The organism is Zestosphaera sp. (assembly GCA_038843015.1).
Classification (GTDB): Archaea; Thermoproteota; Thermoprotei_A; order Sulfolobales; family NBVN01; genus Zestomicrobium.
Window position 1 is genome coordinate 1 of the sequence record JAWBSH010000007.1, and the last position, 23,180, is coordinate 23,180.

Genomic DNA, 23,180 nt, shown 5'->3' on the forward strand with positions numbered 1-23,180 from the left:
TTGCTTGTATCAATAAAGAATGAATTGAAAGCTTACGACGTCGGTAGCATCTATAAATCCTCGTTTGTATCAATAAAGAATGAATTGAAAGTCAAGCCATACCTGATGCCGTCCACCGTGATAATGAGGTATCAATAAAGAATGAATTGAAAGGCAGTCTACTCGTCTCTAGTAGCTTAGAAGGCATTAGATATGTATCAATAAAGAATGAATTGAAAGCTACCTTGATGTATGTGATGATCATACTAGCTATTTTATGTATCAATAAAGAATGAATTGAAAGTAGTCTCCAGCCTTCCTCCTCATAGGAACCTCAGTAACTTGTATCAATAAGGAATGAATTGAAAGTATAGTGATACGAGAATTTAACATTAAATTTTCTAAAGAAACTTCTAGCTACGTCTATAAGACGCGTAATTGTCGTAGAACACTGACCAAGAGTGACGAGGGTTATGCAAGATTCTAAGCCATCTATTTTTCTGAAGGATATTCTTAAGTATTAGCAAAAATAGTGCAACGAATTAAAGAGTAAGTAAGGGAGTTACGCCTCTCAGTAGAGGCGGTACGTTAATCATATCTGCTTCCTATATCGTTCTCCCGTTGTTCCATATTCTCATGAAGTAGTTGGTTAGTTTTGTTGCTGTTTCTTTGTCTTGTATCATTATTGAGGTTTCGTGGTTGCGGGTTAGTGCTGATTCTGTCCAGTTGTGTGATCCTATGATGACTGTCTCGTTATCTATTATTATTAGTTTTGCGTGCGTTGTTGTTGCGAGGGATTCGTCTAGTCTTACTGGCACGCCGTTGTTTTTTAGGTAGTTTATTGTTTGTGGGTAGCTCTTGTATGTCTCGTCATCAACTACTACTCTCACGTCAACTCCCCTCTTCTTAAGTTCTGTGAGGGCTTTCAGAAGCTGGTTCACGGGGTCTCCGGGCTGGTTAGGGTCGTACTTGATCACGTACATGACCACATAAACGCTTGAGTTAGCTCTAGCTAGGAGGCTCTTGAGTTCCGTGAAGTACTCCCCGTCCGTGAGTGTTTTCAGGGACGCGCGAGAAAACCCCTCACTACCTGAGGAGGGTGGAAGACCTACTGAGTGAGAGTAAGCTCCTGTCAGAAAGCCTGCTACGAACCCTAGAGAGAGTATAGAGAGCACCAAGACCGCCCTACCAGCACTCAAAACCCAACCCCAGTAAGAAGTCCCGAACAACAAATATATGTCTCAATAAACAAGCAACAAAAATTTATTAAGATGAACGCCGAGATCATTCATGAGGTCATTCTCATGAAAGGAGTCTCGAAAACCGTGATAGCCGTAGCAGGAATCATCATAGTCGTCCTAGCAGCAATCCTAGCATACTACGCCCTAACACCACCAGCACCATACAAGATAACAATATACACTGGAGGAACAGGAGGAGTCTACTACCCCCTAGGAGTCAAGCTCGCAGACCTACTAAACAAACACGCCGGAGACAAGATAACCGCATCAGCATCATCAAGCGGCGCCTCAGTAGCTAACGCGAGAGCCTTAGGAGCCGGAGACGCGAACCTAATATTCATACAGAACGACATAGCCTACTACGCATACAACGGACTCTACATGTTCTCAGAAGGAAAAATAGAGAAGATCAGAGGACTCGCAACACTATACCCAGAAATAATACAGATAATAGTCAGAGCAGACAGCGGGATAAAAACCATAAACGACCTAGAAGGAAAGAGAGTAGCGATAGGCGCTGCAGGAAGCGGAACAGCAGTAGAAGCAGAAATAATACTTAAAGCCGCCGGAGTATGGGACAAAATAACAATACAGAACCTAGACTTCACACAAGCAGCACAAGCACTCAAGCTAGGCCAAGTAGACGCCGCCTTCGTAGTAGCTGGAATACCCACCTCAGCAGTCATGGAACTAGCAGCAACAACACCAGTAAGCCTAGTCGAAATACCTGACACACTACTCAACACACTAAAACAGCAAGGCTACCTATTCTTCGTACAACACACAGTACCCAAAGAAACATACACAGGACTAGACAAAGACGTAAAGACACTCGCAGTAAGAGCAATGCTAGCCATAAGCTCTGACGTACCCGACGACATAGCCTACACAATACTCAAAGTAATGTTCGACAACATAGACGAACTAAGACAAGCACACGCAAGAGCCCAAGACATAAGCATAAACAAAGCACTCGAAGGACTACCGATAAAGCTACACCCAGGAGCAGTCAAGTACTACCAAGACAAAGGAATCACGATACCGCAAGAACTAAAACCATAACGAAGAAATGAACACAAAAAACAAAAAACAACTCATCCTCTTTTTAATAACAACACTCACCACAGCCGCAATTATAGCGACACAACCAACCATAGAAGCAACCAAAATAATAATCGACGAAACAAAATACATAACCACACCAAACACAAAAATAAACATAAAGCTAGAATACAAACACAGCGTCGAACTAACCAAAATAACCGAAGAATATGAAGTAACAAACTGCAAAATAAAAATAGTGAAGTTCACGTGGCCAGGATACGGAGCCGGACTACCCTCAAAACCCAACGAAACACCGAGCGAGACAGACGAGAACAGAAACTACGTAGCGAGAAACATAACACTAAACACAACAACACTCAAAATAAGCATGAAACACAGAATAGACCCAAAACTAACAATAAACGGCGAAGAAGTAACTACTAAAGAAGAAGTAGCAGTGATCGCCTGCACGAGAATCTCGCTGATAGAGCTGATGACGAGCCAGAAACTAAAACAGCCAACCAACAACACTTAAATTGACTACCTAGTTAATATTACCCGAGGCGTCTTGAGTTGACTGAAGCTCTAACTATTGAGAGAGCTAAGTCAGGACGGCTAGCCAAACTCACACTAATACTCGGGGTAGTCTTCGCGTCTTACGAACTCATCTTCGTGATGGGGCTCAACTTCTCCCTCTACACGATACTGAAGAACGTGGGAATAGACATCAAGCCACTACTATACGCCCCCGACATACAGCAGAGCATGGCCTTCCTGCTCGGCCTACTCATGCTGACAGCCTACATAATATACCCAGCAACAAAAAAGACGAGAACAGACAAGATACCGATATACGACTACGCACTCGCTGTGGCAGCACTGGCCTCAATGCTCTACCTAGTAGTAATATACCCCACAGTAGTCCAGTACGGCTACGTAGAAGCAACACTACCTAACATACTGATACCCCTACTAGCGATAGCACTCCTACTAGAAGCTTCCAGAAGGTCGCTAGGCGTGGCACTACCAGCGATAGCCTCAGCAGTCATGCTCCTGGGAATCGCGTATGAGGGATTCAACATAAGGAGATTCGTGAACCACATGTTCTACGCCAGAGAAGGGATATTCGCCATCCCACTATACGTTATGGTCTCTTACGTCTTCGCTTTCGTCTTCTTCGGCTCAATACTAGAGAAAGTAGGAGTAGGCGACTACATAACCAAGTTCGTAATGTCCTTAGTAGGACGCAGATGGGGAGGACCAGCAAAAACAGCAGTAGTAGCCAGCGCACTCATGGGCACAGTCTCAGGAAGCTCAGTAGCGAACGTATTAACGACAGGAACCTTCACAATACCGCTAATGAAGAAAGCCGGCTACCCACCAGAAGTAGCCGGAGCAGTAGAGCCGGTAGCCTCCACAGGAGGCCAGTTAATGCCGCCCATAATGGGGGCAGCAGCGTTCGTCATGGCACAATTCCTCGGAAGACCCTACAGAGACATAATAATCGCCGCAGCAATACCCGCAATGCTATACTTCACCTCAGTCTACATATTCATAGACAGAGTAACTAAGAAGCTCGGCGTAAACCCCCTACCCAAAGAACTACTACCCAACTTCAGAGAATTAGCTTACGGAATCTACTTACTCAGCCCAATACCAGTCGTGACGTACCTGCTCCTCTCAGGCCTTGAACCACAGTACTGCGCCCTAGGAGCCGTGGGCGCGGCAATAATGTCTGCCTGGATATACCAGAAGAATCTGGGGATAGCCCCCAAACTACTAGTCACGGGCTCGATAATATTAGTGGGAGTCATCTCCTACTTCCTGGGGCTACCGGTCAGCGCGGCAATATTCTTCGCTGGAGTCACCTCAGTCTTCGTAGCGATACTCATAGGCTACGGAACCAGAGAGAGTCGTGAGATGGCGTCAGCACTTACTAAAGCGTTCGACTCAAGCTTGAGGAGCGCTATAACAGTCTTCTTCGCGGCATCATGCGCCGGACTAATACAGGGGGTCCTCACTATGACTGGGTGGGCCACAACCATAGGGTACCAACTAGTAGAGTTATCTGGCGGGAACATACTTGTCCTGATGGTTACGGCAATGTCTATAAGCCTAGTCCTCGGAATGGGAGTCCCAACAACAGCCAACTACATAATAACCTCAACCATAGTCGGCACACCAATGGCTAGAGCAATAACAGCCATAACGGGGGTAGACCTAGACATGGCTAGACTAGTAGCACACATGTTCGTCTTCTACTTCGGCATACTAGCAGACCTCACGCCACCAGTAGCTCTAGCATCATATGCCGGAACACTACTAGCTAAGTCAGAATTCTGGAAGACAGCACTAAACGCCACGAAATACGCGCTAGCCGGCTACCTAGTACCCTACATATTCGTTCTAGACCCAGCACTACTAATACTCCCGGCAGGCGAGTTAACCACCCACGTAATATACAGGATAGCGTACGGAATAACAAACACTCTACTCTCGATGCTGATGCTGAGCGCGGGGATAGTAGGCTGGCACGGCACACGAATAGGCAAGACACAGAGAGCACTACTGATAGTGTTGGGAGTCGCTAACCTAGCACCATACGAGTACATAACGCCCGCACTAGCAACAGCCTACATAGGACTCTACATACACAACATCAGGAAAACAAAGACTCAGACCCACACCTAACGCGGCCCCCTATTAACGACTGTGTAGGGTAGCTTACCCTCCTTAAGAAACCTCACGACCTCCCTAGCAACAAACTCGCTAGTCCCTCTGAGAGCCTCGTAAGCAAAGCCAGCAATATGTGGCGTGAGAACGACGTTATCAAGTCTGACCAGCTGAGAGTCCCTCGGCAACGGCTCTACAGAGTAGACGTCTAGACCTGCACGCACCCTACCCTCCTCAAGAGCCTTAACGAGAGCCTCCTCATCTACTACCAGACCCCTAGAAACGTTGACTAGTATCGCTCCAGGCTTCATTAGAGAGAACTCCTTATGACTTATGAGCCCCCTAGTCTCTGGAGCTAGCGCAATAGCGACCACGACCACGTCCGAAGACCTCAGCAACTCCTCGAACTCCACGTACTTAATATCGAGAGCGTGCTCAACCTCGGTCTTCCTAGACCTACTCCAGTAAACAACCTCAGCACCAAGAGCCCTGAAAAGCTTAGCCACCTCAGAACCAACCCTACCCAAACCAACAACACCGACCCTCTTACCCCTCAATAGAGTAGTGACGAGCCCCCTCTGAGTGTCAGGACCCCAACCACCAGACCTAACAACCCTGTCACCCCTAACCACATTCTTCATCACCGCGAGAACTAGAGCGAGAGCGTGCTCAGCAACAGCCTGAGCTATGTAGTCGGGGGCGTTAGCCACGTACACACCCCTCCTACTAGCCTCAACAACATCGACCTTATCAAGACCTGAACCATGAACAAACAACAACTTGAGATTAGGAGCTAAATCCATCAACTCCCTCCCAAACACCTGCCAAGGAGGAACCACAACAACAACAGCATCCCTCAAATACTCCTCAAGCCACTCCCTAGGAGGGACCTGACCATCAAAAAACACGTACTCAACACCCTCACTACCAAGAATGTCGAGAGCCACCTTGTTAGGCTTGAACGTAATGACTACCAAGCCCGCCAACACACACCCCCAAAAACAAACAAAACAAGCAAATAAAGCAAGGTAACAAGGAAGAAACAACAAAACAACACAAAAACATGAAAAACACAAGCTAAAAAGACTAAACAAACATAAAAACACGGCAGAAAGCCGTAAAACAAATAAAAACCCTAAGAAAACCTAACCAGAGGTGATTAAGGTAGGCGGCGTGAAAGCGTACATACTGCTAGTAACTAGCATAGGGCTAGAATACGACATAGCAGAAGAAATAAAGAAACTAGAAGACGAGAACGTCAAAGTAACCGTAGACGTGATTTTCGGAGAATACGACATAGTAGTAATCGCGGAAGGGAGAGACTTGAAAGACATAGACAAGCTAGTCACAAACATGAGGAGAATACCTGGAGTCACGAGAACACTAACACTCATCTCATCAAGAGGCTAGAGAAAAGATGAGCAAGGAAGTAGAGAATCTAATAAGAAAGCTACTAACAAACAGAGAAGAATTTTTCGACAAAACAAACACCCTCAACTCAGACGGCAGACGACTCCTAAACAAAATATTAAAGCTCGTCTTAAGCAACCACCCAGAACTACGCGGGCTAGCAACCAAAACCAGGAAAAACCCAACACTAGAGAACGTGACCAAATTAGCTGAAGAAATACTGAACACTCACAAAACTAGAGAAAACTAGCAACCACCTCCTGCAACACCCCAACTCATAGAGAGCAAGCACTTAACTAAAAACTCAAAACAAAGACCACTTAACAACTCCCGAGCCCAGCACAAACACATTTATTAACTCTCTAACCACCTAGACCACGTGAAACCATGCCACTAATTGTAGTATTCCACTTCACAGACGCCGGAAGACTACCTAAATTAAGTGAGGAACAACGAAAGTCTATCAGAGCTAAGTTCCTGGAAGTACTCAAAGAATACCCTGACGTAACGTTCTACGGCACGTGGGTAGACAGCGAAGGACGCGGTATATGCTTGTGGGAAGCCCCCAGCGCCGAAGTAGTCAAGGAGATAGTGAGTAAAGTCCTCGGCTCACCCCCTACAGACCCCGTAATTGAGGTCAAGAAAGTTTTTTAGCTTAAATCATTCTTATAAGTCAACTAAGTAAGCGTGTGGAGCGCCCCCTGAAGTCGTTATCATTCATGAACTTATATTGTAGTCTCACCAGCGCTTAGAAGAGATCCCAAACCCAACAAACCTACTCAAGCCAGCATCCACGGAAGCTACCGCATACGCACTGCAGAGGAGCAGACAGAAACTCACGTAAACCACTACCGACCTCAAGAACTTCTCGAGAACGCCGGCACACACTCAACGCCCCTCTCCCTACAAACCCTCACCAGCCTCTCTTCAACAGACCTACGCCAAGCAACGAAGTCACGACTCCTGACATACTTCTCAGGACTTAAGCCGAGAGAACTGAAGAAACTCCTTAACTCCTCCTTATACCTCAGCCAGTCGTAGTACAGCGTAGAGCCGGTCTCGCGCGCAACCCCAACAACACCCTCAATAGTGCTTAAGTCATCGTTAAGCCCGGGTATGAGAGGGCCGTAGAAAACCCAAGTCCTAACACCTGAATCACGAACTCTCGCCAAAGCCCTGATTCTAGCCTTGGGTGGCGGAGCCCTAACCTCAACACCCCTCAAAACAGAATCATCTACTGAAGTTATAGTGAAGCCCACCTCAACCAACTCACTAAAAGAAGTCAGGATGTCTAGGTCTCTCAAGACTAGAGGAGACTTAGTCTGCACTACGACTTTAAAGCCCGCACTAAGGAGAACCTTAAGAGACTCTCTAACCAACCTAGTCAGCGCCTCAATAGGCTGGTAAGGGTCGGTGATCGTTGAGATCCCGACAGAACCCGGACGAAATCTCCTCACTTCAGACTTAAGCAACTCAACAACATTTCTCTTGACGTAGATGACGTCACCCCAGCGAGTCCTGGGCTCCTCGAACCTGCAGTAACTCCTCGCATAGCAGTAACTACACTTGTGGTAACACCCCGCGTAAGGGTTTAGAGCGTAGTTTAAGTCTGGCAAGCCAGACTTACTAAGAGCTGAAGACGCGCGAATAAAGACGTACTTAACCCCGCCCCTAACCACGCTTCCTCCAGAAATGATCAAGTGTCTTCACCCTCCCGTAGTTCCTCAAGACGTGTGAGTTCCTGAAGACTTCGATCACGTCGACGCGTGTACGGCCCCTCAAGAAACTCAAGACATCACTCAACTCACTAAACCTCGCTGGCTCAGACTCGAACAACTTCCTGATATTCTCTCTAACGAACCACACACCCACAGGCACGTTGAACCCCTCATATATCTCCCTGTAGAGGAAGGCTGTGGCCTGCCTACCCAGCCTATACAGCAGGTGCTCAGCAACGCCTAAGCGAGCAGCGTAGTAACAGCCCCCCGTGAGGGCGTATTCGGACTTCCCTGCAGGGCCTTCGTGGTCTCCCCCTATAGCTACCTTAATTCCTGAAGGGTTCCAAGTACTGCCCGGGAACCAAGCCTCAACCCACTCGTAACTCCAGACACCCGGGAGTAGCACAGCCACGAACAAGTTCTGCATATACTCCCTAACGTAGACCAAGATCTCGCTAAGCTCGGGCAACTCCCTAACTCTCTTGACTAGAGACTTAGAGATTATGTCGTCAACAGCTGTTATAGACCACCTAGTAGGCACTAGCCTCCTCTCAGGTAGTCTACCTAAAGCACCTACAGAGAAAACCCTCTGGATCCTAGAGACTGGGACGCCCTCACTATACAGCAGCAACACAGCGTTAGAAGCCCTCAAGTCCGTGTCGCTGAAGACCTTCTCTACAGGCCTCCCAAAGTAAGGATTACTCACGACTCTCAAGTCCCTTAACAAGGCTCTCGGACCAAACGGCGGGACCTCTTCACCAAAGAGAGGCTTCCTAAAATACTTCTTATCAAGCAAGACCTCAACATCTACTGGCTTCTCAGAGAGAGCAAGTTCCTGAACTCTAGACACATAGCTAGACCCGACATCACGTACACTAACTTGAGTAATCCCTACGACCATAGAGAGCCTCTTAACGAGTATGTCCTCCAGAGACTTGCCTATCCAGGACTCAGGCAACTCGTACTCTCTAGTGTCGCCCGCCTGAGGAGGTAGTGAGGGCCCTACATTGACTTTAGGGTAACCAACCCTCCCAACAAAAACAGAAGGCGGTGAAGAACCCTCGATAAAGTCGCTGAGCTCAACAAGCCTCACACTAACCCTACTATAAAACCTCACGAGTAACGGACAGTAAGTAAGACCGCATAAGTACTTAGACCCCCTACACAGACTACAGACTTCCCCTCTAACCAACCCTCAAGCCTATAATACATTGCTTTACTCAAGTATTAAGGATTAAGAAAGCACTACTCAGCAGAAGCCCTACTCAGCAACCAAGCCAAGTCAGTAGCCCCCAACCTAGCCCTACCACCACTACACAAGACTCTCAACTTCTCAGGAGCGTCATCACCGCACGCGAGAGTCCTGACCCTACCCAAGACGTAGCTCCTCCTCTTAAGTCTGGGCATGACTTCCCAAAACACTGTCGGAACGCCCTTCCAAGGCAGGAGACGGCCGAGAATAGAGAAAGAAAACACAGAAAGGAAGAGTAGAGAGACAATACTCAAACTAACAACATCGCTAGACACACTAGCAGTTAGGAAATACCTGAAAGGATTAGATACTGACGCAACAAAGTAAGTGAGGTCGCTACTCATCAACTCAGACGTCGTGAGAGGCCTCAGCCCATACTTACTAGAGTCTAAGTAGACTACGCCGCCAGAACATATAGAACTGAAGACTTCCTTAACGAGCCTAACGTAGGGGTTCTCGAGAGACAGCGGGTCTAGAGCAGCGTTAGTCATTATAGAACCGTCGCCGAACACGTAGGTAGGCCTCCCCCCAACACTAGCTCTCACACCCAGGACCACATCACCCCTGTAAGCAACTACCACACCACCCCCATCAACTCTTGAAGCGTACGCGAAGTAAATGATGGCATCAACCCCGCTCACATTCACTACACCGTGAAAAACTTGAGAACCCCCGAAACTCACGTACTCTCCCGAGACCCTCACATCACTCCCGAGAGCTTCTAAGACGGCGTTACTATAGACCCCCTCATCAGCTATGACCAGACCCGAACTACTCTTAACTAACCAAACTATAGCGCTGACCTCGTCAGGAGTGAAGGGCTTTTCAGGAGACACTATAGCTACTACCCGGCAAGAACTAAAGCTCGGGCGAAGCAGGGCCAGAACCCACGAATCAACTAACACAACATCATAACCTAAACTCTCTAACAAACTCCTCAACCGCGAAGTGCCGTCATAGCCTGTGTTATAGGGTGAAGCACCGCTTAAGACTACCCCAGCAGGGAACGGCTCAGCCAGCAAAGCAATCAAGAAAACAACAATAACTAACTTACTTAGAGCCGCCCTCCCCACACCCACTCACCAGACTCTTGACGTAGCTGAGGAGTGCTAAGCCAGCTACTAAGGAAGTCAGAGAAGCCACATACTTCTGAGCAAGAGCAAACACGACAGAAGCCACGAGCAGGGAGAAACTCAAGTATAGAGTAAGAGACTTCAAAACAACCTTAACCAAAATACCTCAACACCTCCTCAAAAAACCTTAAAGACTCGTCAAAAATACTCAACAACCAAGAACCCCCCGCGAGCACCGAGAGAGTAGTCAAGACAAGAACCAGAGCAAGCCTCAAAACCCAGACACGAATCAAAAACCAAGAAGTAGCGAGTAAGAAGCCGGCACTCAAAGAAGCAAGCAAAGAATGAGTAAGAGCTATGCCATAAGACAACAAAACAAAAAACAGCGAAGCAGAGAAAACAGGGACTACGTAAGCTAAAACAAGCACACCTAGAATCCTCTTAACATCAAGTAATCGAGTCAAGTCAAGCTCAGGAACCTCAAGACAAGTAACCCCGAAACTACTCAGTTCCTCAGCAACCCTCAAGAAGTAGCCCGCAACCAACGCAACACAGCAAACAAGCAAGTAATGGAGAGGGGGGACATCAACAAACGGATGAAATAACGTGAGGTAAACTACTGCAGGTACTAAAACAGGAGCGAAGATAAGGTAAGACCTCCTCAAGAAAATCAAAGACCTCACAACCAAAACCACGGAATAGTAAGCAATGACGTGAATCGCGTGAGGACCCACAACCAAAACCTGAAAAGGTAGTGAGGCGAGTAAGACCGTGAGAGCAGGTACTGAGCGACCCGCTAGAACCATGTAGGTGTACGTAGCCAGCCCAACCACAGAGACGAGCAAATAGTTACTCAAGTAGAGAGACGTAATTAAGGAGGTAAAGAAAGCAACACCTAATAAGGCGTCAAGAACTCTGCTTCCAGCCACGTACGTGCTCCTCGACACGCCTAGCGACAGACACCATCACCTCATCCTCACACACGTTACCAAACCTGACTAACTCGTAGTATTTAGTCAGCTCACTAAACAACTTAGTGAAATCCTCGCCAGCAAACACTCTAATCTTAGGTAATAACTTAGACATGACTTCCCTGTGTGTTTCATGCCTACCTAAAGACACTTTAAAAAGCTTACACAGACCCTCCACAACAGGCCAGAACGCCCTCACAACATAAGGAACGGTAGCGGTTCCTACTTGAGGCACCGGACCCGCACGAGAAACCCCGCTCACTAAGTCACGCCTACCAGCAGGAAAGAACTTGAGGAAAAACAGTAAGCTAGCTATGAAAGAAGAAGCCGCAACAAACAAAAACGTGTATGGTCCTGAGGAGGTAGCCCTCAAAGAAGGCGGGCTCGCTCCTTGAGTGATTCCCGAATCGCCTGAACTACTCGAGAACGTCGGCGTTGAGGAAATCACGTACATGAGGGGGCTTAACTCGCTTGACAACCTATAAGAAATCTCTGAACTCTTCCCGCCACTGACGACAGTGAAAACCTTCACAACTACTGACGAAGTCTTAGAACCTGAACTAATAGCTGGCGCCTCATACCTCCTCTCCCTCACGTATCTACTGACCTCCTCTACGAGGATCTCCTCATCAATCTCCTCAAGCCTGTTTATGTCGCTCAATAACCTGTTAAGGTCTTCCGGCGGGAGCCTCTTAAGAATATCGATCAGGGGGCTACTGACGTTAGCCCTCATCAAGTACTCAAGCAACTCCTTAATGACTGTCGAGTTGCTTAACGCGGTGTCGTAACTGCCGCCAGGCAACTTACCCAGCGACGCGTACTTAGAGTAAGATGTTGCTATTAAGTACATGCATGAACCCAGCAAGATAGAAGTAGAGTATGAAACGTTGACGCTCAAATCAGCCGCGTCTTTGAAAGCTCCTGACTCGACGTAATCTAAGAACTTAAGAATCTGGAGTCTCAACTCATTCCTCAAGTCCTCGCTAACAACGCTGGCTGTAGGCTCCCTCATCAAGTAGACCATGAAGTAAGACAACTCGTTATGGTCTCCGTAAACCACGAGACCTGAGAGAATAACCAGCAACACGTTAGATAGTGAGGAGTAGTCTGTCTTATTCAAGACCTTCGTGGCGTGGTAGAGTAGCCAGCCTAAGTCTCTGTCACTTACTGACAGGTCATCAGATTTATTGAGTATCTTGAGAGCTATGAGGTGCTTACCACCTACTAAGAGAGTGACTGGATAGTCACTACCCAAGTACTCAAAAACACGAGAAACAACTGACTTCATCAAGCTGTAGTTACTTGTTGAGACGGCCTCATCTAGCAAAACCCTCAAATCGTCTCTGCCAACCTCACTCAACCACTCAGTCAGGACCTTCGGAGCCTCAAACAACTCGCGAGACCTGCTCTGAAGCTCTGGCGAGTGCCTGGCTTCAACAACTAAGCTGAGAAACACAGGCAACACTAAGAATAAAACTACTAACGTAGAAGCTAACACTCTAGGTAGACTAGACACTACCGCGGACATCACCGCCTAAAAGAAATAGGCTTCAGAGAAAATAAGTTGACACTCTTTCCGAGAACTCAAGCAGTCTAGGAATTACGAGCCTGAGCAAGACCCTCGAACATCAATATTTAGATAATTACAGAAGAAATATGTGGAGATGAAGTTGAGGCGTGTTGAGTCAATAATTAACAGAGTTGTTGAGGCTTCCAAGGAAGTCTTAGTTGAGAGAGAGTGGGATGTTAAGCTACTAGTCTTGGCAGTGATTGCTGGGGGGCACGTCCTGATTGAGGGAATACCGGGCATAGCCAAGACCTTAACAGCTAAGACTGTTGCGAAGCTACTCAACCTGAGATTCAGCAGGATCCAGCTAACACCCGACTTACTGCCGGCAGACATAGTCGGGACTAAAGTATTCAATCAGAAGACAGGTGATTTCGAGGTTGTAGTAGGTCCTGTAAACGCTAACCTGGTTTTAGCTGACGAGATAAATAGAGCGTCTCCAAGAACTCAGTCAGCACTACTTGAAGCCATGCAAGAGAAGCAAGTAACTATTGAGGGCACAACAATCAAGTTACCGGAACCCTTCACAGTTATCGCAACCATGAATCCTGTGGAGCTAGAAGGGGTTTTCCCATTACCTGAAGCACAGCTAGACAGGTTCTTCCTGAAGATAGGCATGAAGACTTTAAGTAGAGAAGGCTTGATAGAGCTACTCAAGAGAGGAACGCTAAAGATAGAAGAAGCATTCAAAGAGTTAAAACCCGTCGCTAACGCTGACGAAATACTTGAAGGAAGAAAAGAAATAAGTAGCGTATACGTCGACGACTCAGTAACAGAATACATGCTAAGGATATACGAAGCTATAAACAAGCACAGGTACGTAAGACTAGGCATAACCCCGAGAGGCCTGATAATGCTCCACACACTAGCTAAGTGCCTGGCACTCGCCGAAGGAAGAAACTACGTGATACCTGACGACGTGAAGTCTGCTACCATACCCGCGTTGAGTCACAGAGTACTGCTTAAGCCAGAAGTACTGGCTGAGGGCTTCTCCTCAAGAGACGTTATTGATGAGGTCTTGAAGGCTGTGGGGGTGCCGAGACCATAAGGGAAGTGAAGACCTCAGTCACGTACCTCAGCTATAGCGGGCTGTACTTGCTAGTACTTACCTCGGTACTCCTTTCCTCAGCACTAGTAATCCTTCAACAGCACTACTACCTGCTAGCTAGTACTGCGGGCTTCTTAATAGCTGGTTACGTCGCCGGAGCACTACACTCACTCAGAAGACTAGACAGGGTCTTCGCCGACTACCCGACAGACTTAAGAGTTCTTGAAGACGAGACGCCAGTCTTAAACCTCGTCATCAGGGCGCCATACCTAGAGTTACTCAAAGTAACTGAAGTAGATTTAGTGTGTGACTCGGGCATGAAGGTCTCTGATTATGTGGTAACGCGTAAGGGACAGATATTAGAGACCAGGATGAGTCTGAGGGCCAGAGTAGGAACACACAGGATAAACACGCTAACTCTACACTTTACTGTTCTCGGGGGACTCGCTGAAGGACAGATGACTCTTGAGGTCTTTGCTGAGGTGCGTGTGCTACCTAAGTTTAGTGTTGGGCTCACACCGTATTCAGTGCCGGGCTTCAGACAATTAGGCACGGGCCCCTCCAAGACTAGAGGACCTGGCACAAACATATTCGAAGTTAGGGAGTACATGCCGGGAGACGAGTTCAAGAAGATAGACTGGAAAGCCACGGCAAGGCTCTCGAAGCTGGCTGTGAAAGAATTCGAGAAAGAAATGCATAGAGACGTCATAATATCGCTCGTACTCAGTGATAAGTTCTTCTATCCCGAGAGCAGAGCTCTTGAGAACCTACTTCAGGAAGTCTGCAAGCTGGCTTCAGGACTCCTCTCTAACGGACTTCACGTCAGGCTACTCGTAGTGAGTGAGAGGAGTTTCCTGCTGAGCAACAAGATAACTTCAACTAGCAAGATAGGTGAGTTGCTAGAAGTTCTCTCTAGGATTGAGTGGCCTGAGAGACCCTTAATGACTTACTCAGCATTGAGAGTTGCCTCGTGGCTGCTGCTCCCGGTAGTAGTTAGTACTTGCTCAACCCCGTGCGTCGTAGTCAACATAGTGTGTCTTGAAGACTTAAGCGACGTAGAAGCAGCTCTCCGAATACACAGGAAGCTCAAAACACTCGCACACGAAGTAATTTTCGTTGCAGTCACGCCAGCACTGATAGACATGAAGTACGAGGAAGTAACTCTAGAAGACTTAAGTAACATGTACCAGGAAGTAGAGAATTTAATCAAGCTTTCTAAGAAGCTACCTAACAGTATCGTAACGCCTGACGTGAGTCTCGTAGCGCTTAATAAGGTGCTGAAGTTGCGCGCGACCGCTTAAGCAACCGTCCTGTGAGTAGCTCAGAAAACAACTTATTATTTTCATGTTAGTGATTTGATTCTGGAGTTGGTGATGAGTAGAGAAGCTGTTGAAGTTGTTAAGTTAGTTAAGAAGTACTTAACTAAGAAAAGGAAAGGATTACTGAAGAGTGAGAAGCTAGTTATTGAAGCTCTGAGAGGAATTAGCTTCACAGTTAATTACGGTGAGGTAGTAGGGCTTCTAGGACCTAACGGGGCGGGCAAGACCACCACAATCAAGATACTCTCAACACTACTTCTGCCAGACTCCGGTGAAGCCAGGGTGGGAGGATTCGACGTAGTTAAGGAAGCTAGCAAGGTCAGGAAGTTAATCGGGGTCATGCTGAGCGTCGAGAAAGGCTTCTACGGCAAGTTAACAGGCAGGGAAAACCTAATTTACTTCGGTTCCCTATACGGGCTGAGCGGGGCCGAACTAAGAAGGAGAGTTGATGAGATGATGGAGTTAGTAGGACTGAAAGAATTAGAAGCTGAAGACAAGCTCTACGAGGAGTACTCGACAGGCATGAAAGCCAGACTATCACTAGCTAGGGCACTCCTGAAAGACCCGCCGATACTCCTGCTCGACGAGCCAACACTAGGTCTAGACCCGATGAGCGCCAGAAAAGTAAGAGATTTAGTCAAGTTACTAGCGTCTAGGGAAGGCAAGGCAGTAATATACACTACACACAACATGTTTGAGGCCGAGCTAGTTTGCGACAAGATATTCCTGATAGATAAGGGACTCATAGTAGCTTCAGGCAGTCCCGAAGACCTTAAGAATAAGGTAAGCGATATAAAGACTGTAATACTGCAGGTAAAGAAAGGTACCGGGAACCTCAACGCGTTCTTAAGCAAGCTAGCCGACGTGACTGTAGGCAACACAATAACAGAAGAACTTGACGTAAACTACGTAGAAATTAGGTTTAACATTAAGTCAGCGGAAGAATCACTTGATAAGATAATAAAGCTACTAAGCACTGAAGGACTATCAATGAGTTCTTTTAAAGTAGTTGAGCCAACTCTTGAAGACGTGTTCATATACTTCACGGGAGGTAGGACGTAGTGAGTGTGTTCTCCCTGATCAAGTCAGAGATGCTGCTCGTTTACGGAGAGTTAATAAGGAGGAAACAAGCATTATTCACTTACGTCGCTTACCCATACATAATGACTTTCTTCATAATATTCGTTGGCTCGTCAGTAGGGTCGCTAGAAAACTTCGAAGCTAGGGTCGGGTCAAATCCTTTCCTCTTCTTCATAACAGCCTCGTTCAACTTCCTAGTCATACTAGGCATCGTGGATGACGTCTTATGGAGCCCCATATACGACGACAACATAGGGACGCTACCCTACGTACTCTCGAGCACTACCCCCTGGTTCTTGAGACTCCTGATAATACCTATCCCGCGCCTAGTCTTAACGGTCATATTGGGATTCACTAGCTTAGTCCCTCTCTTCACGTACCTTGAAGGACTTGAAGGACTCCTCACCTCACTCTTGCTGATGGGCTTAGCTGGTCTAGCAGGTCTGCTCTTATCAACGTTTGCTATTCTCGTAGCTTGCAGCATATCAATGCTGATGGGAGAGTCTTGGAGGTTGCTAAACATAGTCAGACCTCTCATGATGATCTTACTTGGTGTTTTCTATCCTAGAGTCTTAATGCCCTTAGCTGTTCGAGTGATATCCTACCTCCTGCCCTCATCACATGTGGTTGACTTAACGCTATACACGCTAGTAGGTAAGGGAACGCCTGAGGTACTGACCGTCCTTACATTGCTTGGTGCAAGCACTGCTCTAGCAGTAGCTTACGGCCCCCTCTCCTACAGCAGCACTAAGTCTCTAGAGACGAAGAAGCTAAGAGAGGGAGTCAAGACATGAGCTTCTCTGATAGGATACGCCTGTTCATAAATTCTGCTAAGACAGTCTTCGTGAGTTACGTTAAGGCAGAACTCCTTAGAAGTAAGGGCTTCTTCCTAGGATTGATCTCGATGGCAACCTGGCTAGCGACCCTCATGCTCCCCATGACTCTCTTCAGAGAGCCGGAAACACCGGCGAGTCTAGTATCAACCTACATGTTCGTCGGCATAGCCATATTCCAAGCATATTCTGTGAGCACCTGGGATTGGGGCTGGGAACTCAGGTACTCTCTATTCGGGGGTGTCTTAGAGAACGTCATAATTAGTGGGTCAAGCATTTTTGTCATGTACGTAGGCATAATACCTATAACTATTAGCTGGTTAATACTGTCACTAAGCATAACCTACGTAATGCTCTCAGCACTCATAACACCCCCAGCACTCCAAATAGTGAACCCCTTACTACTCTTGCTGAGCGTAACGTCTTTAATGATAGTTCTATTCGCTTACGCGATGATCTTAGGCTCAACACTCATAGCCTCAGGAACTTCCGGCGCTATAGTAGAGTTTGTTTCGTGGATACTCCCCATAGCTACGGGAGGCATAACCCCCCTAGCCAACTTACCACACACGATGAGACTAATAGCTCTTCTGACGCCGTTCAGCTACCCAGCAGAACTCCTCAGACACTCACTAGGCCTCACAACCCTCATAATGCCTGAGGAAACGATGATAGCGATCTCTATACTATACCCTGCAGCCTTCCTAGCTTTCAGCTACGCGTACTTCAGGAAGCAACTAAGCAAACTATTTAAGGAAGGAGTCAAGACCGCCTCACTCTGGTGAGAGTCTTAAAAATTACTAAAAGGCAGTGATCAAGATCCCCACAGAAGTCATTAAGACTCCCAAAAAGTGTTTCACTGAAAACCTCTCACCAGCCAGAAACTTCGTAGTAACTGTCGCCAACGTTGGGGTGAGCGCCGTAGCTACCACAGTAGCTGAAACCCCTATAGAGCCTATAGAATAGATAAAGAGATACATACCTAAACTCCAATCAAGAACTGCTGTCACTGAAGCTACAACAAGCAACTGTTTGAAACCGCCCCTAGCTGGCAAACCCTCAACAACCAACCCTAAAGGAAGAAAAACCACAAATATCGTGGTCAACCTCAGTAAAGCTAAGAGAGCCTCGCTAGTAAACCTCAGCGCCACCTTAATTAAAGCTGTTGAGATCCCCCAACTAATTGAGGCTAGTACAGCGTAAGCAATACCCCCGCGCTCTACTCTCAGATGGCTTGAGTCGCTACCTGCTACAAGAACTACTCCAGTAAACGCCAGTACAGCACCCAGAACTAAGGAAGTCTTCATAAACTCGTTCAAGAATGTGACGGCTATCGCTTGAGCCACGAATATGTAGGTGTAACTTAATACTACAGCGACAAACCCTCCTAAAATCTTGATAGACTTAGTGAAGCAGACGTCACCCAAGCCAGGCCCTACTAACGCTGAAAGAACTATTAAAAACAGCGCGTCCGGCTCCTGAACTCCCAAATCCGTGTTTTGGTAAAGCAAGACCAGAAACACGGATAATGAAGCGACTAACGCTCTAAGCCCCGTAAAAATAATCGGCCTCACCACACTCTTGTACCTACTTATCAGTGCGGGACTCAGACTCCACATAACTGAAGCAACTACTATGGCCACGTAACCCAGCACCAAACTCACACATCCTTACCAAGAGGTTCCTTGACGTGCAAAACATAAAAAGCTTTTAACCGAATATTTTAGGTTATGTTCAGGTGTGTTGAGGTGCTTAAGTAAATGAATATGGGACTACACTTGGAGACCTTAACGCCGACAAACGCTGTCGCGGAAGCTACGTACGCCACAATACTCTTCATTTACGTCTTGGGAGTAGTTTACGGAACTAAGTACACGTACGACTTAATGATTAAGAAGGGGTTCCCGCACAACGTAGCAGTATACTTCAATAGGAAGCTGATACACGTGTTAGCAGGAGGCGTTGTAGCGTTGGTAGTGCCTTTTATCTTCACATCACCTACCATACCCTTCGCGCTAGCACTAGTCCTAGCACTCATAACTTGGGCGCCCCACAAGAGAGGAAAACTCTTGACATGGTTTCAAGTACCAGACAACGCATACGAAGTCAACTTCTGCATAGCTTGGGGGACAATACTGCTAGTGTCGTGGCTCATTTTCAACACACCTATATACGGCTTAATACCTGTTCTCTTCATGTCATTCGGTGACGCGGCTACAGGAGTAGTCAGGAACTTAATATACAGAAGGAGAACTAAGTCATGGTGGGGCAACTTCGCAATGTTCTTAGTATGCCTGCCTATAGCATACTACTTCATAGGTTTCTGGGGAATCCCTGTAGCAGCACTATCTTCATACATAGAACACTACGAATTCAACCCAATAGACGACAACATACTGATTAGCGCCACATCTTTTTTATCGCTTCTGCTACTCTCGTATGTGGGGCTAATAAGCATCTAATAATAACCCAACTTACGAGATTTTTATCCTGAATAATCTCCTTGAAAACCAGCACGAAGAATGTCACTCAAGCACAGGCCAGAACACACTAGAGCTCGTCTCAACACTTGACGCCCAGAATCTCGCTCAGCTCATCAAGTACTGGCAAGACCTTACCGGCTCTCACTCCCCCCTCCTCAGCCTCCCTCAAGCTACTCCCGTATTTCCTCCTAAGCAAACATACTGCGGCCCTAGTCCTCCAGAAATCTCTAAGGTTTATGAGGTCCGCGAAGTCTTTCAAGACTAAAACACACTTCTCGGCCTTCTCCAAAACATCTAAGTTGCTCAAGTCTTTAGCGAGCAGACGCAATTGATTAGAAACTCCAGCGTCTAACTCGCCCGTTAGGTTAGGCAACTCCACACTAAATTCTTTAATCATCGTGAGGATTTCGCTTAAGTTAGAAGGGTCTAGAAGTTGCTTACTGAGCAACTCACGTAACTCATAAGTCACGTAAAGCTTGATAAACTCCTTAAAGTAGTCTAGGAAGGGGGCCTTAGAAAGGATAGAATACTTAACTATCGAGTAGTTAGTGCTTAATATCTCCTTAACTCTCTCATGAACTCTATTGAGTAAGTTGCTGAAGTAATCGCTTATGATGACGAGCTGGAAATCCCTGCGTAAATCACTAAAGTTCCTGAATCTGCTGAAACGCTCTAACAAGAACTTCTCTAACTCGCTCAACTCACCGGAATCAACGTACCTCACTAAAACGTCATGCACCGTCCTCAAATCGAGTTTCTCGGCAGGCGCTGAAGCCCCGGCCAAGACGCGCCCGTTTATTGAGTATGAGTAGTAGACACACTCAAAACTCTCTAAAGTCGCTAAGTAAGTGACTCGAGCTTTACCGAAAGAAGACCTAGAATTGCCTGAAGCGTAAGACTCACTACCTAAATCTTCAATCAAGTAACCAAATATCCTCTTAGGACCCCCTAAATGATTAGGGCTTAGTCTCAGCATAGAGTACAGCACACACACGTCATGAAAATCCGTGATAGAGCTCCTCACGTACAGCTCATAAATCCTTGCACCGTCTCTCAAGTCCGGTACATTACTCTTAGCGTCTTCAAGGAACTTCAAGTAGTTAGTTTCTAGGTCTACGCCGCTCAGTTCTTTAGCAAGCTGGATAGCTCTCGCAGCGTGCTTCACAACCTGAATAGACTCGATGTTGGATATGTCGTCAAAAAACCAGCCATCACTAGAAAACATTAGGTAGGCGTGCCTCATCATTTCTAAGAGCTTTAATGCCCTAGACTTGATTTCCCTCGTTAGAGGCTCTTTACTAAATCTCTTCAGATACTCATCAACTACCTCTTCAGGCTTTCCCACGACCAACACGTAATTGAGTAAGGCTCCTAAAGGGTCTGTAAAGACCTTGTTAGCCTCCTTGAAGTAAACCTTCTTAACCTCACTAGCTAGCCAGTCTACGGCGTCTCTGAGAGGTCTCCTCCACTCCTGACTCCAAGCCCTGTTGACGTCTACCCTACACCCACAGTTACTCCTCCACCTCTCAACACCGTGAGCGCAACTCCAGGAAGTCTTCTCAGCTATCTTGACTTCCCACTCAGGCGGGTTAAACTCTAGAAACTCTCCGAAGTTAGTTACTCTGGCAAGACCCCTCTCGTTAAGAGCTCTCAAAGCGTAAGCAAGAGCTAAGTGACCGTACTTCTTGTGATGCCCGTATGTCTCTCCGTCAGTAGCTATAGTCACTAACTCTACCTCGTCAACATTGCTGAAAGCCTTGAGGATATTCTTAGCAAACACATCACCATTACTAAGTAAATCACCGAAGGCAACGCCGTGTGAGAGCCTCGCGTCATAGAAAAACAAGACAATACTCCTGCCTGAAGACGTCCTGTAGATGTAGGGTCGCCTAGTATCTATCCTACCACTGCTCACGTCCACCCACCTACCATCAGGGCCCCTAACCGCGCGTGCTTGATGCGGCGCTAACACAGTAAACTTAATACCTAACTCAGCTAACACGTCAAGAGACTCATCATCAACTGCTGTTTCAGGAAGCCACATACCTTCAGGCAACCTACCGAAAACTTCTTTAAACACCTCAATACCCCAGTAAGCAGCCACGTACTTATCCTCTCTACTCGCAAGAGGCATTATCATGTGGTTATAGACCTGAGCTATCGCGGACCCATGACCTGAGAACCTACTCCTACTGACTCGGTCAGCCTCCACAATAGCTTCGTAGACGTCAGGAGCTTTCTCTTCAAGCCACCTCAACAGCGTAGGTCCTACGTTGAAGCTAATCCACGAGTAATTGCTGATTAAGTCAACCACATAACCGCTCTGGTCAACTATAGGGATTGAAGCGTTAGGTCTGTAACACTCCTCCGTAATTCTTTCGTTCCAGTCATGATATGGGTGAGCACTCTCTTCGCTAGGCACGTCAAACAACCACGGGTCTTCTCTTGAGGGCTGGTAGAAATGCGCGTGAATCACTACATACTTACTCAAGCCCACACACCTCAAACACTACATAAACCTCTCAATCACGTTTTAAACTTTGTCGAGTGAGTTGAGACTCCTAAGCTTAAATGATGAGGAGTGCTTCAACCGCGGTATTTGAGGTAGAGAGCCGCTAAGGGCGGAAGCGTCAAGACTATAGAGTACGGCCTGTTATGATACGGGAGGTTCTCGGACTTCACACCGGGCGCGTTACTGACTCCTGAACCGCCGTAAACTACTAGGTCACTATTCAGTATCTCCTCCCAGAGACCCTCTTTAGGCACCCCCACTCTATACTCACGCCTCACTACCGGAGTAAAGTTGAGAATAATTAAAATCATGTCACCTCCAGAGTCTTTCCTAAGGAAAGATATGACGCTCTGGTCCCTATCTCTAAAATCTACCCACTCAAAACCTTCAGGCCTGAAGTCAAGCTCGTGTAAGGCGGGCTCCCTCCTGTAGATAGTGTTGAGGTCTTTCACCCAGGCTTGCACGCCCGCGTGTTCAGGATACTTAAGAATATGCCAGTCAATACTTCTCTCATGACTCCACTCATCCCACTGAGCGATCTCGTCACCCATGAAGAGTAGCTTCTTGCCTGGGTGTGCGTACATGTAGCCGTAGAGAAGCCTCAAATTCGCGAATTTCTGCCAATCATCACCCGACATCTTATTTATTAGAGACTTTTTGCCATGAACTACTTCGTCATGAGATAAAGAATTGACGAAGTTTTCGTAAAAAACATACCAAACGTTGAACGTTAGTATGTCGTGGTGATACTTACGGTATATAGGGTCTCTAGACATGTAGTATAGCGTGTCGTGCATCCACCCCATATTCCACTTCATATCGAATCCTAGCCCACCCTCACTAACAAGTCTCGACACTTTAGGCCACGCGCTAGACTCCTCAGCTATCGTCAGGACACCAGGGTAGTACTTATGGACAGCCTCGTTAAACTCCTTAATAAACTCTATTGCTTCAAGGTTCTCCCTACCACCGTATTA

At 46.9% G+C, this 23,180-nt stretch carries 24 protein-coding genes and 1 CRISPR repeat array; of the genes, 12 read left to right on the top strand and 12 right to left on the bottom strand.

Going from position 1 to position 23,180, the window contains the following annotated elements:
* Window positions 1-5 precede the first annotated feature (5 nt).
* Window positions 6-348: a CRISPR direct-repeat array (repeat unit 26 nt; unit sequence TGTATCAATAAAGAATGAATTGAAAG).
* Window positions 349-584: 236 nt separating this feature from the next.
* Window positions 585-1,208 carry a phospholipase D-like domain-containing protein gene (locus QXL29_05830; GenBank protein MEM2284110.1) on the bottom strand — a complete coding sequence of 208 codons (624 nt, stop codon included), beginning with the start codon at window positions 1,206-1,208 and terminating at the stop codon, window positions 585-587.
* A gap of 42 nt (window positions 1,209-1,250) precedes the next feature.
* Between QXL29_05830 and QXL29_05835 the strand changes: the two genes are divergently transcribed.
* From QXL29_05835 to QXL29_05845, 3 genes are read left to right on the top strand one after another with little or no spacing between them, the layout of a single operon-like run.
* A complete protein-coding gene (locus tag QXL29_05835; GenBank protein ID MEM2284111.1) occupies window positions 1,251-2,282 on the top strand; it encodes a TAXI family TRAP transporter solute-binding subunit in 1,032 nt (343 codons plus the stop codon).
* Between the two features lie 7 nt (window positions 2,283-2,289).
* Window positions 2,290-2,799, top strand: coding sequence for a DUF1850 domain-containing protein (locus QXL29_05840; GenBank protein ID MEM2284112.1), 510 nt, complete (start codon window positions 2,290-2,292; stop codon window positions 2,797-2,799).
* Window positions 2,800-2,837: 38 nt separating this feature from the next.
* Window positions 2,838-4,955 carry a TRAP transporter fused permease subunit gene (locus QXL29_05845; GenBank protein MEM2284113.1) on the top strand — a complete coding sequence of 706 codons (2,118 nt, stop codon included), beginning with the start codon at window positions 2,838-2,840 and terminating at the stop codon, window positions 4,953-4,955.
* On the opposite strand, the gene QXL29_05850 is transcribed toward QXL29_05845, so the two are convergent.
* Window positions 4,952-5,923, bottom strand: a complete 972-nt coding sequence (locus QXL29_05850) for an NAD(P)-dependent oxidoreductase (GenBank protein MEM2284114.1) — start codon at window positions 5,921-5,923, stop codon at window positions 4,952-4,954. The two genes, QXL29_05845 and QXL29_05850, sit on opposite strands and share 4 nt — an antisense overlap.
* A gap of 169 nt (window positions 5,924-6,092) precedes the next feature.
* On the opposite strand from QXL29_05850, the gene QXL29_05855 reads away from it, so the two are divergent.
* From QXL29_05855 to QXL29_05865, 3 genes are all read left to right on the top strand, one after another.
* Window positions 6,093-6,347 carry an Lrp/AsnC ligand binding domain-containing protein gene (locus QXL29_05855; protein ID MEM2284115.1) on the top strand — a complete coding sequence of 85 codons (255 nt, stop codon included), beginning with the start codon at window positions 6,093-6,095 and terminating at the stop codon, window positions 6,345-6,347.
* A 7-nt stretch (window positions 6,348-6,354) separates the two neighbouring features.
* The gene (locus QXL29_05860; protein MEM2284116.1) at window positions 6,355-6,597 is read left to right on the top strand and encodes a hypothetical protein; all 243 of its coding nucleotides are present in this window, start codon (window positions 6,355-6,357) and stop codon (window positions 6,595-6,597) included.
* 137 nt (window positions 6,598-6,734) lie between these two features.
* A complete protein-coding gene (locus QXL29_05865) occupies window positions 6,735-7,001 on the top strand; it encodes a DUF4242 domain-containing protein (GenBank protein ID MEM2284117.1) in 267 nt (88 codons plus the stop codon).
* Between the two features lie 84 nt (window positions 7,002-7,085).
* Here the strand turns inward: QXL29_05865 and QXL29_05870 are convergent, their stop codons facing one another.
* The 7 genes from QXL29_05870 to QXL29_05900 are packed head-to-tail and all read right to left on the bottom strand — an operon-like array spanning window position 7,086 to window position 12,889.
* The gene (locus QXL29_05870; protein ID MEM2284118.1) at window positions 7,086-7,235 is read right to left on the bottom strand and encodes a hypothetical protein; all 150 of its coding nucleotides are present in this window, start codon (window positions 7,233-7,235) and stop codon (window positions 7,086-7,088) included.
* Window positions 7,205-8,047, bottom strand: coding sequence for a radical SAM protein (locus QXL29_05875; protein ID MEM2284119.1), 843 nt, complete (start codon window positions 8,045-8,047; stop codon window positions 7,205-7,207). Before QXL29_05875 ends, QXL29_05870 begins: the two co-directional genes overlap by 31 nt.
* Window positions 8,019-9,257, bottom strand: coding sequence for an Nre family DNA repair protein (locus QXL29_05880; GenBank protein MEM2284120.1), 1,239 nt, complete (start codon window positions 9,255-9,257; stop codon window positions 8,019-8,021). The genes QXL29_05875 and QXL29_05880 overlap by 29 nt, the downstream gene beginning before the upstream one ends.
* A 53-nt stretch (window positions 9,258-9,310) precedes the next feature.
* A complete protein-coding gene (locus tag QXL29_05885; GenBank protein MEM2284121.1) occupies window positions 9,311-10,390 on the bottom strand; it encodes a DUF4350 domain-containing protein in 1,080 nt (359 codons plus the stop codon).
* Window positions 10,368-10,550, bottom strand: a complete 183-nt coding sequence (locus tag QXL29_05890; protein MEM2284122.1) for a hypothetical protein — start codon at window positions 10,548-10,550, stop codon at window positions 10,368-10,370. The genes QXL29_05885 and QXL29_05890 overlap by 23 nt, the downstream gene beginning before the upstream one ends.
* A complete protein-coding gene (locus QXL29_05895) occupies window positions 10,543-11,337 on the bottom strand; it encodes a hypothetical protein (protein MEM2284123.1) in 795 nt (264 codons plus the stop codon). Before QXL29_05895 ends, QXL29_05890 begins: the two co-directional genes overlap by 8 nt.
* Window positions 11,297-12,889 (bottom strand): hypothetical protein, encoded by a 1,593-nt coding sequence (locus tag QXL29_05900; GenBank protein ID MEM2284124.1) that lies wholly within the window; start codon window positions 12,887-12,889, stop codon window positions 11,297-11,299. Before QXL29_05900 ends, QXL29_05895 begins: the two co-directional genes overlap by 41 nt.
* A gap of 136 nt (window positions 12,890-13,025) precedes the next feature.
* Between QXL29_05900 and QXL29_05905 the strand changes: the two genes are divergently transcribed.
* The 5 genes from QXL29_05905 (at window position 13,026) to QXL29_05925 (ending at window position 17,993) form a co-directional block, all read left to right on the top strand.
* Complete coding sequence (locus tag QXL29_05905) at window positions 13,026-13,976, top strand: MoxR family ATPase (GenBank protein MEM2284125.1); 951 nt, start codon at window positions 13,026-13,028, stop codon at window positions 13,974-13,976.
* Between the two features lie 5 nt (window positions 13,977-13,981).
* Window positions 13,982-15,277 (top strand): DUF58 domain-containing protein, encoded by a 1,296-nt coding sequence (locus QXL29_05910; protein MEM2284126.1) that lies wholly within the window; start codon window positions 13,982-13,984, stop codon window positions 15,275-15,277.
* A gap of 72 nt (window positions 15,278-15,349) precedes the next feature.
* Window positions 15,350-16,357, top strand: a complete 1,008-nt coding sequence (locus QXL29_05915; GenBank protein MEM2284127.1) for an ABC transporter ATP-binding protein — start codon at window positions 15,350-15,352, stop codon at window positions 16,355-16,357.
* Entirely contained in the window at window positions 16,357-17,169 is an 813-nt protein-coding gene (locus QXL29_05920) for an ABC transporter permease (protein ID MEM2284128.1), read from the top strand. The genes QXL29_05915 and QXL29_05920 overlap by 1 nt, the downstream gene beginning before the upstream one ends.
* Window positions 17,166-17,993 (top strand): ABC transporter permease, encoded by an 828-nt coding sequence (locus QXL29_05925; GenBank protein ID MEM2284129.1) that lies wholly within the window; start codon window positions 17,166-17,168, stop codon window positions 17,991-17,993. The genes QXL29_05920 and QXL29_05925 overlap by 4 nt, the downstream gene beginning before the upstream one ends.
* A 15-nt stretch (window positions 17,994-18,008) precedes the next feature.
* Here QXL29_05925 and QXL29_05930 read toward each other — a convergent pair whose 3' ends face one another.
* On the bottom strand, window positions 18,009-18,872 hold the full coding sequence (locus tag QXL29_05930) for a DMT family transporter (protein MEM2284130.1): 864 nt from the start codon (window positions 18,870-18,872) through the stop codon (window positions 18,009-18,011).
* A gap of 96 nt (window positions 18,873-18,968) precedes the next feature.
* On the opposite strand from QXL29_05930, the gene QXL29_05935 reads away from it, so the two are divergent.
* Window positions 18,969-19,670, top strand: coding sequence for a dolichol kinase (locus QXL29_05935; protein MEM2284131.1), 702 nt, complete (start codon window positions 18,969-18,971; stop codon window positions 19,668-19,670).
* A 100-nt stretch (window positions 19,671-19,770) separates the two neighbouring features.
* Here QXL29_05935 and QXL29_05940 read toward each other — a convergent pair whose 3' ends face one another.
* Both QXL29_05940 and QXL29_05945 read right to left on the bottom strand, forming a co-directional pair.
* Complete coding sequence (locus tag QXL29_05940; protein ID MEM2284132.1) at window positions 19,771-22,182, bottom strand: DUF3536 domain-containing protein; 2,412 nt, start codon at window positions 22,180-22,182, stop codon at window positions 19,771-19,773.
* Between the two features lie 95 nt (window positions 22,183-22,277).
* Window positions 22,278-23,060, bottom strand: coding sequence for an alpha amylase C-terminal domain-containing protein (locus QXL29_05945; GenBank protein ID MEM2284133.1), 783 nt, complete (start codon window positions 23,058-23,060; stop codon window positions 22,278-22,280).
* Between the last annotated feature and the right edge of the window lie 120 nt (window positions 23,061-23,180).

Excerpts from the sequence above, each read along its gene's own strand:
- QXL29_05835 (MEM2284111.1), top strand. The coding sequence starts at position 1,251 with ATGAACGCCGAGATCATTCATGAGGTCATTCTCATGAAAGGAGTCTCG.
- QXL29_05840 (MEM2284112.1), top strand. The coding sequence starts at position 2,290 with ATGAACACAAAAAACAAAAAACAACTCATCCTCTTTTTAATAACAACA.
- QXL29_05860 (MEM2284116.1), top strand. The coding sequence starts at position 6,355 with ATGAGCAAGGAAGTAGAGAATCTAATAAGAAAGCTACTAACAAACAGA.
- QXL29_05865 (MEM2284117.1), top strand. The coding sequence starts at position 6,735 with ATGCCACTAATTGTAGTATTCCACTTCACAGACGCCGGAAGACTACCT.
- QXL29_05900 (MEM2284124.1), bottom strand. The coding sequence starts at position 12,889 with ATGTCCGCGGTAGTGTCTAGTCTACCTAGAGTGTTAGCTTCTACGTTA.
- QXL29_05905 (MEM2284125.1), top strand. The coding sequence starts at position 13,026 with ATGAAGTTGAGGCGTGTTGAGTCAATAATTAACAGAGTTGTTGAGGCT.
- QXL29_05915 (MEM2284127.1), top strand. The coding sequence starts at position 15,350 with ATGAGTAGAGAAGCTGTTGAAGTTGTTAAGTTAGTTAAGAAGTACTTA.
- QXL29_05925 (MEM2284129.1), top strand. The coding sequence starts at position 17,166 with ATGAGCTTCTCTGATAGGATACGCCTGTTCATAAATTCTGCTAAGACA.
- QXL29_05935 (MEM2284131.1), top strand. The coding sequence starts at position 18,969 with ATGAATATGGGACTACACTTGGAGACCTTAACGCCGACAAACGCTGTC.